This window comes from Plectonema radiosum NIES-515 (genome assembly GCF_025753815.1).
Lineage (GTDB): Bacteria > Cyanobacteriota > Cyanobacteriia > Cyanobacteriales > Nostocaceae > Hassallia > Hassallia radiosum_A.
Genome location: NZ_JAOWRF010000016.1, coordinates 1 through 9,910 on the forward strand (window position 1 = coordinate 1; position 9,910 = coordinate 9,910).

9 protein-coding genes are annotated in these 9,910 nt (G+C 40.7%); 6 read left to right on the plus strand and 3 right to left on the minus strand.

Annotated features, from left to right (window positions below; genetic code table 11):
* Positions 1-86: 86 nt before the first annotated feature.
* Positions 87-224 carry a hypothetical protein gene (locus OGM63_RS01500; protein WP_263743731.1) on the minus strand — a complete coding sequence of 46 codons (138 nt, stop codon included), beginning with the start codon at positions 222-224 and terminating at the stop codon, positions 87-89.
* Positions 225-229: 5 nt separating this feature from the next.
* Here OGM63_RS01500 and OGM63_RS01505 point away from each other — a divergent pair, with 5 nt between their 5' ends.
* From OGM63_RS01505 to OGM63_RS01515, 3 genes are all read left to right on the plus strand, one after another.
* On the plus strand, positions 230-2,833 hold the full coding sequence (locus OGM63_RS01505) for an HD family phosphohydrolase (protein WP_263743732.1): 2,604 nt from the start codon (positions 230-232) through the stop codon (positions 2,831-2,833).
* 374 nt (positions 2,834-3,207) lie between these two features.
* On the plus strand, positions 3,208-4,374 hold the full coding sequence (locus tag OGM63_RS01510; protein ID WP_263743733.1) for a glycosyltransferase family 4 protein: 1,167 nt from the start codon (positions 3,208-3,210) through the stop codon (positions 4,372-4,374).
* Positions 4,375-4,384: 10 nt separating this feature from the next.
* On the plus strand, positions 4,385-5,551 hold the full coding sequence (locus tag OGM63_RS01515) for a glycosyltransferase family 4 protein (protein ID WP_263743734.1): 1,167 nt from the start codon (positions 4,385-4,387) through the stop codon (positions 5,549-5,551).
* A 350-nt stretch (positions 5,552-5,901) separates the two neighbouring features.
* Here the strand turns inward: OGM63_RS01515 and OGM63_RS01520 are convergent, their stop codons facing one another.
* Together OGM63_RS01520 and OGM63_RS01525 are read right to left on the minus strand one after the other, a co-directional pair.
* Positions 5,902-6,273, minus strand: coding sequence for a hypothetical protein (locus OGM63_RS01520; RefSeq protein ID WP_263743735.1), 372 nt, complete (start codon positions 6,271-6,273; stop codon positions 5,902-5,904).
* A gap of 131 nt (positions 6,274-6,404) precedes the next feature.
* Positions 6,405-6,668 carry a hypothetical protein gene (locus OGM63_RS01525; RefSeq protein WP_263743736.1) on the minus strand — a complete coding sequence of 88 codons (264 nt, stop codon included), beginning with the start codon at positions 6,666-6,668 and terminating at the stop codon, positions 6,405-6,407.
* Positions 6,669-7,034: 366 nt separating this feature from the next.
* Here OGM63_RS01525 and ahcY point away from each other — a divergent pair, with 366 nt between their 5' ends.
* From ahcY to OGM63_RS01540, 3 genes are all read left to right on the plus strand, one after another.
* The gene (ahcY, locus tag OGM63_RS01530; protein ID WP_263743737.1) at positions 7,035-8,312 is read left to right on the plus strand and encodes an adenosylhomocysteinase; all 1,278 of its coding nucleotides are present in this window, start codon (positions 7,035-7,037) and stop codon (positions 8,310-8,312) included.
* Positions 8,313-8,644: 332 nt separating this feature from the next.
* Positions 8,645-9,097, plus strand: coding sequence for a hypothetical protein (locus tag OGM63_RS01535; protein ID WP_263743738.1), 453 nt, complete (start codon positions 8,645-8,647; stop codon positions 9,095-9,097).
* A 133-nt stretch (positions 9,098-9,230) separates the two neighbouring features.
* Complete coding sequence (locus OGM63_RS01540) at positions 9,231-9,812, plus strand: caspase family protein (RefSeq protein WP_263743739.1); 582 nt, start codon at positions 9,231-9,233, stop codon at positions 9,810-9,812.
* Positions 9,813-9,910 lie beyond the last annotated feature (98 nt).

A 9,910-nucleotide genomic window follows, 5' to 3' on the forward strand; every position in this document is an offset into this window, starting at 1 on the left:
CTCCTCCCCTCCTCCCCTCTCCAAATTCCCCAACCTGAAAATTTTAGTGATATTTTATATAGGTACTGCACGGGAAACGCTAAAGCTTATTCTTGAGATAGCCATTGTGGTAAATCGGCTTCAATTAGAGTATTGCGAGTGAAGTTTCTATAGGTAGAAAAGTGCGATCGCATCAATGTCAGGGTATCTTGTTTTAAGCTATCAAAGTAAGTAATTGCGGTCATAGGTAATGAAAACCCAGGCATTTTTTCAGTCCATGACCGAGAAATTGAACCACTTCAGGCAACGTTACAAGACGCTACAAAATAAAGGACACTTGCTTGGGGCAAGAGGTGTTATCAATGATTTTCTGCTCTCATTATCCAAAACAAGCGATAAATGCGATCGGCAAAAACTAAGAACTTCTAGATCGATGGCAGCGTATAAAACTAACAGAGGCACTTGTGTAAGCAGATTGGGCTATATTTCTGGGCGTACCCCGGTTATTTTTGCGATCGCATTAGTTTCCCTCACAGGCGTAATGGGGCATAAATTATACAACACCACAAAGCTGAAAGCAGGGACTATTGCGCCACAAACGATGAAAGCTCCTTACTCAGCTAACATCGTAGATAAGAAAAAAACCGAGCAAGAGCGCTCATACGCGACTAAAAGTTCCCTATCAGTCTTAATGCTCAATTCACAAGTTAACGAAAAAATCCGTCAAGATTTGCAACAATTTCTGGATACGGGTAACGAAATTCGTGCAACTGCCGGGTATTTTCCTTTTTTTGACACTTTAGTTTTACCCCTTTCTACCCAGCGTTATCTGCGTTCTTGTTCTAATTCTGAATGGCAAACGCTGCTAAAAGCCGTAGAGAATAGGAACACGCAGCCGAAGTTTGCACTCAAGATTCAAAAGCAAAGCAGTAAAATTACCGGAATTAACCAGGCGAGGCAATGGCAAAAAAATACAATGCCCATACAGACTAATCCCGCAAAATTTGATACTTTTTCCCAAAAACCTGACTTTGCTCAAGCAGTGGCAGAATTAGAAACTTACCGCTTGACGACCTCACAGCAAAACTTGTCCTCACTCACCGCTCAAATCTCCCAAGCTCGCCAAGCATACGCTATGGCAAACGCCAAACTGTTAGAGCTTAACGCTGTCAATCAGGAACCAGTATATAATGATACTTTTATTTTAAACTTGTCAGATGAAGACTGGGGAAAAACAGAAGCAGGAATTCAACAAAGTGCAGAGCGGATTCTTGCCCAAGGTATCCCACCGGGACTGCCGCCAAATATTTTAGAAGATGCCGTGAGGCTACAAGTGCAGACATCAGTACCACAAGAAGCCGAGCCTTTAGCTAAAAAACTTTTGCTCTTTGTACTCAAACCGAATCTGAAAAAAGATGAAGAACAAAGCAAAAAAAGTGGCGCACAAGCTGCGGCTGGTGTCAAACCTGTGATGGTGCCGATGCGGCGGGGTGAGATAATTGTCAAAAAAGGAGAGACGATTACTGCTTGGGACTTTGAGGTGCTAGAGCATTATCATTTAGTACGCAGGGAGATTAACTGGCTGGGTTTGACGAAACTGGGAGGCTTTGTTAGCGTATCTATTGGCATTTTTGGTTTGGTGGAACAGCGAATTAAAACAAAAATGCGGCAACGCGATCGCCTGTTAATATTGTTGCTGGCTACAAGTGTGCCCGGAGTGCTAGCTGGCACACCATATACCACCTGGAGTGCCATTGGTTTATTGTTGGGTAGCTTCTACGGAGCTAATTTAGGTATAACAGTTATCGGATTGCTGGTTTTACAGTTACCATTTAGCGTGGAAATCAGTAGGACTGTGCTTTGGAGTGGTGCTGCTGGGGGAATACTCGGTTGTTGTATTGCCAAACGCTTGCGATCGCGTGAGGAACTTGCACTTCTTAGCGTCGCTGTTACCTTTACTCAAGGTGGTGTTTATCTGATATTAAAGCTCTTACTCGGTGCTGCATTTGGTTCAGGATGGTACATCGTACTTAGAGAAGCCGGATTCTTTGCTTTATCTGGCTTAGTTTGGAGTATTGTTGCCTTGGGCTTGAGTCCTTATTTAGAAAAACTTTTTGATTTAGTCACCCCGATTCGTTTAGCAGAACTGGCAAATCCTAACCGTTCTTTATTAAAACAACTTGCGACGAAAACTCCTGGGACTTTTCAGCATACTTTATTTGTGGCTACCCTTGCCGAAGCTGCTGCCAAACACTTCAAATGCAATGTCGAGTTGGTCAGAGCTGGCACACTCTACCATGATATTGGGAAAATGCATGACCCTCTGGGATTTATTGAAAATCAAATGGGAGGACCGAATAAACACGATACAGAAATTAACGATCCTTGGAAAAGTGCGAAAATTATCAAAAAGCACGTAAGTGAGGGGTTGGTGATGGCGCGAAAACACAGTTTACCCACAGCAATTCAAGCTTTTATTCCCGAACATCAGGGAACAATGCTAATTGCTTATTTTTATCACCAAGCGCAGCAAATGGCAAAAAAAGATCCAAATTTAACAGTAAATGAAGCAGATTTTCGCTACGATGGACCGATTCCTCAGTCGCGGGAAACAGCAATTGTGATGCTGGCAGACTCTTGCGAAGCAGCGCTGCGATCGCTTAAAGATGTAACCCCAGAACAAGCTTTAGCAATGGTTAAAAATATCCTCCGTGGTAAATGGCAAGATAATCAACTCCTAGATTCAGGTTTAACACGAGAAGAAATGTCAGAAATTGCCGAAATTTTTGTAGAAGTTTGGCAGCAATTTCATCATAAACGCATTGCTTATCCTAAGTTCAAGTCTTGCAATTAAAACTGACGATATTTACATTTTTGTTGTCAATGTCTATTAAAGGTGAGAATAATGCAAATTTTTCTCAGTAGTTAACAACAAACCTTGGCAGATAATGACACATAAATTAGTATAATTTGGGTATTGTCTTGCTTATTCAAAATAGTATTTTAACATTTTCAGGATAAAATTTTATATCTTAGTAGATTGAATTGTCCTGCTGTAGATGGTTTTGCTTGAAGTTTACCTATAGTCTGACTGAGAGGACTGATGCTGGCTAGAATGGCAGAATATAAATATAAAGGATGTCTATTAATCCGCAATCTCAAAAAAAACATTGAAGTTGGATGAGGAAGCAACCCAATCTACATCAGTAAATATCAGGACAAATGGTTATGTTAAGTAAGAAAAAGTACTATTTAAATGAAAAAGCATCTATTCTCAGCTTAGGAACAGGGTGGTTTACCAAAACACCAGGGGGGTTAGAGAGGTATATTTATGAACTAACTAAACAATTAGCAGCGAATGGAGACAAGGTAGAATTATGTGGCATTGGGCTGCCAGAAGCTGAAGAAAATTTGCCGATAAAGTTGACTAACTTAGCTTATCCAGATACTCGAATTTGGCAACGTCTGTGGTCTATTCGCACTAATTTTCAAAAAACTAGGGTAGGAACACCAGATGCAATTAATTTACATTTTGCATTGTATAGTTATCCTATTTTGAATCTTTTGCCAAAGTCAGTGCCAATTACTTTTAACTTTCATGGACCTTGGGCATCTGAAAGTCAGGAAGAAGGAATTAATAAAATTGACGCTTTTCTCAAGCGGTGGCTAATAGAAAAAAGAGTTTATGACCGTTGCGATCGCTTCATAGTTCTCAGCAAAGCATTTGGCAATATCTTACATCAAGAATATCAAGTACCAGCTCACAAAATTAACATAATTCCTGGTGGAGTTGATATTAATCGGTTTCAAGTAAATCTATCACCTCAAGAAGCTCGCAGCAAGTTAGGTTGGCCCCAGGATCGTCCAATTATATTTACATCGCGTCGTTTAGTCAATCGCGTTGGACTTGACAAATTGTTGATCGCGATCGCTACAATCAAACCGAGAATTCCTGACGTTTGGCTCGCAATTGGTGGTCGTGGAGTATTAGAAGCTGCACTGAAAGAACAAACCGCAGAATTGGGACTCAAAGACCACGTTGAATTCTTAGGCTTTTTACCTGATGACCAATTGCCAATAGCTTATCAAGCTGCCGATTTGAGTGTAATGCCCAGTCAATCTTTTGAAGGATTTGGATTAGCAATAGTGGAATCTTTAGCCTGTGGCACTCCAGTTGTGTGTACTCCTGTTGGTGGAATGCCAGAAATTTTAGAACCCTTTTCACCACATTTAATTACTGACTCCATCGAAGTGTCAGCTATTGCCGAAAAATTAGAAGAAGTATTACTAAAAAAAATCCCAGTACCTTCACCAGAAGACTGTCGCAATTACGCTGTTACACACTTCGACTGGCAGAAAATTGCGACTCAGGTACGCTCGATTCTTTTAGCCTAAACAACTGCATATGAAAATTCTCTTTTTAGACCAAAGTGGTAAACCTGGTGGTGCAGAATTATGCTTGATAGATATTGCGAAACCTTATAGCGATCGCTGTAAGGTTGGCTTATTTGCAGATGGTTCATTTAAAAGTTTACTTATTCAGAATAAAATTCCCGTGGAAGTTTTGGCAAGTCAAGCAATACAAGTTCACAAAGAAAGCAGCTTGACACAAGGTTTAGGTAGTTTAGCACAACTTGCACCGATAATTACTAAAGTCGCTAAAATCGCCCGTGAATATGATTTAATTTACGCCAATACACAAAAAGCATTAGTTGTTGGTGCGATCGCTAGTTTTATTAGCCGTCGTCCTTTGGTATATCATTTGCATGATATTCTTTCTGATGAGCATTTTAGTAAAACCAACCGTCGCATTGCTGTAACTTGCGCCAATTTTGCATCATTAGTAATTGCCAATTCTCAAGCTAGCAAAACAGCTTTTGTCAAAGCAGGTGGACGCGCAAACCTCACGGAAATAGTTTACAACGGCTTTGACTCAAAAAAATATCAAATTTCCGAGTCTGATGTTAAGCAATTGCGGCAAAAATTAAGTTTAGAAGGACAATTCGTAGTCGGACATTTTAGCCGTCTTGCACCTTGGAAAGGGCAGCATATTTTAATTGAAGCACTTGCTAAATGTCCTCAAGAGGTAACAGTGCTTTTAGTTGGTGATGCACTATTTGGTGAACAAGATTATGTTGAAAGTTTACATAGTCAGGTAACAAATTTAGGACTAGACAAAAGAGTCAAATTTTTAGGATTTCGTTCAGATATTCCTCAATTAATGTCAGCTTGTAACTTGGTAGCACATACCTCTATTTCTCCAGAACCTTTTGGTAGAGTGATTGTTGAAGCGATGCTATGTGGAACACCTGTAGTTGCAGCTGCATCTGGTGGTGCAATTGAATTAGTAGAACACGATATCAATGGTTTTTTAGCGACACCAGGAAAATCTCAAGAACTGGCACAAATAATTAGCGCTTGTCTTCAAGAACCAGAAAAGGCAGCGGCTATAGCTAATAATGCCCGAATTACTGCAAGTCAACGTTTTGATGTCACAATTATTAATCAGCAAATTGCAGAATTGCTTGAGCGTAATTTTAATCAAAAAAATTACACAAGATTACATAAATAATTTAAAGCGTAAATAACGCGGATTTAATAGACATCTACCGAATTTAAATATGCGTTATTCATAACCGTTGTAGAGACGCGAAATTTCGCGTCTCTACATTGTTTTTCACACCTATGTCTAAAAGGTTTTTGGTACTGATTTTAGACCTGTAGAGACGCAAAATTTCGCGTCTCTACATTGTTTTTCACACCTATGTCTAAAAGGTTTTTGGTACTGATTTTAGACCTGTAGAGACGCGAAATTTCGCGTCTCTACAATCGTTTGATCGGGCTTAACACCAACGGTATTGACTTATGTCTATCTGTCCCTTGAAAGGATTGGAATTGAGCGGTGAACCGCTCACTACGTAATTACAAACCAACTAATTCACGAGCTTCAAAATCATTGATTTGTTGAACTATGGCTAATCTCGCTTCTAATTTAGCTACACTAAATTGGTTGCGGAGATATTCTAAATGAGCGATCGCATTTTGTTTTTCTGCCGTTAATCTAATCAGGGTATCCATTGACTTTTGATATTCCTGATTCACCAACAGCACTTCAAAGCGACGTGCTTTGCGTTGAGCATCATTCTTTAAATCAGATTCAAAAGCACAAATGCGATCGGCATTGCCTTCAAATCGGTTAATTTGGTGCTGAACTGCCATCAACTGAGAGTCTACTTCATTCACTCGTTGGGCAGCTTGAGCGATCGCAGATGGATAATGACTCAGTTGCAACATCAAAATAATTTACCCCCTAGTGCAGCACAGCGTAAATAAACCAACCATTACAAATGTTGAAAAAGCCGATAATACAAGTCTTTTGACTTTTGATCCTTGACCATTGACTCTTGACTTTTGACTCTTGTTTACTACGCGACTTCCCTGAGTTGAGACGGAACACTCACCTCGGCAATATTCAGTGATAGTTGTTCAGCATAAGGCACCGCAGCTTGCTCTAATACTTCAACTTGGATATTCACACTCACCAAATAACTGCCTGTATCCGCACCAACCGCTTCCGCAATTAACTTAGCAATGTCTGGACGTTTGGCAGTCAGCGGATCGCGTAAAATACAACGATCCCAGTCGTGCTTCGCAGTCGGATTGAGGCTGAGAATATAGTGTTTAATCATAAAACAAACCCTTGAGTCAAACTTCACATGAAGGCTGTCACAGAGTCCCAATCGCACAACACGTGGCTTCGTGGACGCTATATAATTATTATAGTATATATGTACTATTTTGCCCACAGATAAACGATGAGGGAATGGATGCAAATAATTCTTTTTTCCCACTGCCCAATTCCCAATCCTTGATGAAACATAAAGTTAAGGCAAAGAAAAAGTAAATAAAGTTGACATTATTCCCCTCAAACGTCAAGCTAGTGCAAAGAAGCTTTGATTAGTTGCTTAGAATAAGACTAAATAGCTAGTCATGGAATACTCTATTAAAGTACGTAGAGTATTACGTATGTTTTTTACATTTTTGAGGAAATTTTGATGACCGCAACTTCTCCCCGATTAAAGCACGAGGTTAAAGACCTCGCCCTAGCTCCCTTGGGAAGACAGCGCATAGAATGGGCTGGACGCGAAATGCCAGTATTGCGACAAATTCGCGATCGCTTCGCGCAAGAGAAACCCTTTGCAGGGGTTCGGATTTCAGCTTGCTGCCACGTAACCACAGAAACAGCGCATTTGGCGATCGCTCTCAAAGCAGGTGGTGCAGATGCCGTCCTGATTGCTAGCAATCCCCTCTCAACTCAAGATGACGTAGCCGCGTGTCTCGTTGCCGATTACGACATTCCCGTCTTTGCCATCAAAGGTGAAGATAACGACACTTATCACCGTCACGTCCAAATAGCCTTAGATCACCGTCCTAACATCATTATTGATGACGGCTCTGATGTAGTTGCAACCTTAATTCAACAACGTCCCCATCAAATCGCCGACTTGATTGGCACCACCGAAGAAACCACAACCGGAATTGTGCGCTTGCGTGCCATGTTCCGTGACGGTGTGCTGACATTCCCCGCGATGAACGTCAACGATGCTGACACCAAGCACTTCTTTGACAACCGCTACGGTACAGGTCAATCAACCTTAGACGGTATTATCCGCGCTACCAACATTCTGCTCGCTGGTAAAAACATCGTCGTAGTTGGTTACGGCTGGTGTGGCAAAGGAACCGCACTCCGCGCTCGCGGACTCGGTGCTAACGTGATTGTCACCGAAATTGACCCCATCAGAGCAATTGAAGCCGTCATGGATGGTTTCCGCGTCCTACCAATGGCGGAAGCTGCATCCGCTGGCGATTTGTTTATCACAGTTACTGGTAACAAGCATGTCATTCGCGGCGAACATTTTGACGTCATGAAAGATGGCGCAATTGTTTGTAACTCCGGTCACTTCGATTTGGAAATTGACCTGAAAACCTTGGCTGAAAAAACAACGGAAGTTAAAAATGTCCGTCCTTTCACTCAAGAATATCGCCTACATAGCGGTAAATCAATCGTCGTTCTCGGTGAAGGACGCTTAATCAACCTCGCTGCTGCTGAAGGACACCCCAGTGCTGTGATGGATATGAGCTTTGCTAACCAAGCTTTAGCTGCTGAATATCTCGTCACCAATAAAGGTAAGCTGCAAGCTGGTTTACACTCAATTCCTACCGAAGTCGATCAAAACATTGCCTTGTTGAAATTGCAAGCGATGGGAATTGAAATTGATACCCTCACCGCAGACCAAGATGAGTACATCAACTCTTGGACTTCTGGAACTTAATAAAGACGTTTTGCGTAAAGACGTTTTGCGTAAAGACGTTCCACCGGAACGTCTCTACTAAATAGATTATTTTTGGGGATAAGTAAATTACCTATGCTTTTTTAATATTCGTAGTGAGAGCTAAAGCGCTCAATTCATAAGTACGAATGTTATATCCGTATATATCCCTAACAAATATAAAAAGTCGATAAACTACTTTTTTTATATTGACGATAAAAGAATAATTATGCCAAGTTGTAGAAGTTTCACAGAAGTAAAGCAAATAAGCTTGATTACAGAAATTTAGATTAATTTGCGTGACTTGATATCAATAAAAACCGGGGTTTTGAATTATGAAAATCAAAAAAAGACTAGGAACATTTTTGCTATCGAATATAGCGATCGCACTTTTTTTCTCTGCTAATCCAGCAATGGCAGCAAGTGTTAGCGTAAATCAATCTCACTCCACCTCTTCAACGTTGCTAGCTGACATTAAAACCAAGTATGTCAAAGATGCTGACGAAAATCTCGACTCAGCTTTAGAAGCAATGAATAACGCAGCTGATGCTGAAAGCGATACAGATGCGGCAGAGTATTTTGACAATGCTATGGAGCATTTAAAAAATGCTGCCACTGCTTTGAAAAAAGGAGGAATGGGTGATAATGCAAACAAAATAGAAAATGCCATACAAGCTTTAACCGATGCTGTTGACACTGATTCAGAAAAACAACAAGATAAACTGATTGAAAAGGCAATAGATTCTCTCAATCAAGTAGATGAAGCTCTTAAAGCAGCTTTGAATTAAAACTTAAAAGTGATAAATATTGTTTATATCCTCGAATTCTTATGCGAAGTCGGGGATATTGTCTTTCACAATTCCGCAATTCGGAAAAGCAAGCTTGTAGAAATTTAAAGGTAGAACATATGAGAACGCGAATATGACCGAACAAACAACTCAAATACCCAACTTATACGCATTACTGATTGGTATTGACTACTATCTTCCCGGTAAATTGCCAGATGGAAGTTCATATGCGAGCCTTGGAGGATGTGTACGTGATGTTAATCGGGTAGAAGATTACCTAAAAAAGACGCAGAAGCCGAAGCAAATCTTTAAGCTGACATCTTCTAATACCGGTGCTACGGAACCACCCGAAGCTCAAGAGCAATTGCCTACTTACGAAAATATTGTTGCGAAGTTTCACGCAATTACTGAGATAGCTCAAAAAGATGACCAAGTTTATATTCATTATTCTGGTCATGGGGGGCGTGCAAAGACAATCTATCCAGAATTAAAAAGTGTCGGACAGCCTGATGAAGCGCTTGTACCGATGGATATTGTCAAAACAAACGAACGCTATCTGCGAGACGTTGAAATTGCAACACTCCTGAAAAAGATGGTGAATAAGGGGTTAGTTGTGACAGTGGTGTTTGATAGCTGTCACTCTGGAGGTACTACACGAGGGGATACCGCAATTCGAGGATTAGAAGGAGCTAGTCCTAAGACCTCAATAGCATAGACAAGTCTAGACTATTATTGACAACTATTCGTCTACATTTTCAATGAGACTATCAACAAATTCTCTTAGCCGTTCCTTCCAGTCGGGGACGGCTTTTA

What these genes read in the sequence shown, in the direction of transcription:
- OGM63_RS01500 (WP_263743731.1), bottom strand. Translation starts at nt 224, where the DNA reads ATGACCGCAATTACTTACTTTGATAGCTTAAAACAAGATACCCTGACA.
- OGM63_RS01505 (WP_263743732.1), top strand. Translation starts at nt 230, where the DNA reads ATGAAAACCCAGGCATTTTTTCAGTCCATGACCGAGAAATTGAACCAC.
- OGM63_RS01510 (WP_263743733.1), top strand. Translation starts at nt 3,208, where the DNA reads ATGTTAAGTAAGAAAAAGTACTATTTAAATGAAAAAGCATCTATTCTC.
- OGM63_RS01515 (WP_263743734.1), top strand. Translation starts at nt 4,385, where the DNA reads ATGAAAATTCTCTTTTTAGACCAAAGTGGTAAACCTGGTGGTGCAGAA.
- OGM63_RS01520 (WP_263743735.1), bottom strand. Translation starts at nt 6,273, where the DNA reads ATGTTGCAACTGAGTCATTATCCATCTGCGATCGCTCAAGCTGCCCAA.
- OGM63_RS01525 (WP_263743736.1), bottom strand. Translation starts at nt 6,668, where the DNA reads ATGATTAAACACTATATTCTCAGCCTCAATCCGACTGCGAAGCACGAC.
- ahcY (WP_263743737.1), top strand. Translation starts at nt 7,035, where the DNA reads ATGACCGCAACTTCTCCCCGATTAAAGCACGAGGTTAAAGACCTCGCC.
- OGM63_RS01535 (WP_263743738.1), top strand. Translation starts at nt 8,645, where the DNA reads ATGAAAATCAAAAAAAGACTAGGAACATTTTTGCTATCGAATATAGCG.
- OGM63_RS01540 (WP_263743739.1), top strand. Translation starts at nt 9,231, where the DNA reads ATGACCGAACAAACAACTCAAATACCCAACTTATACGCATTACTGATT.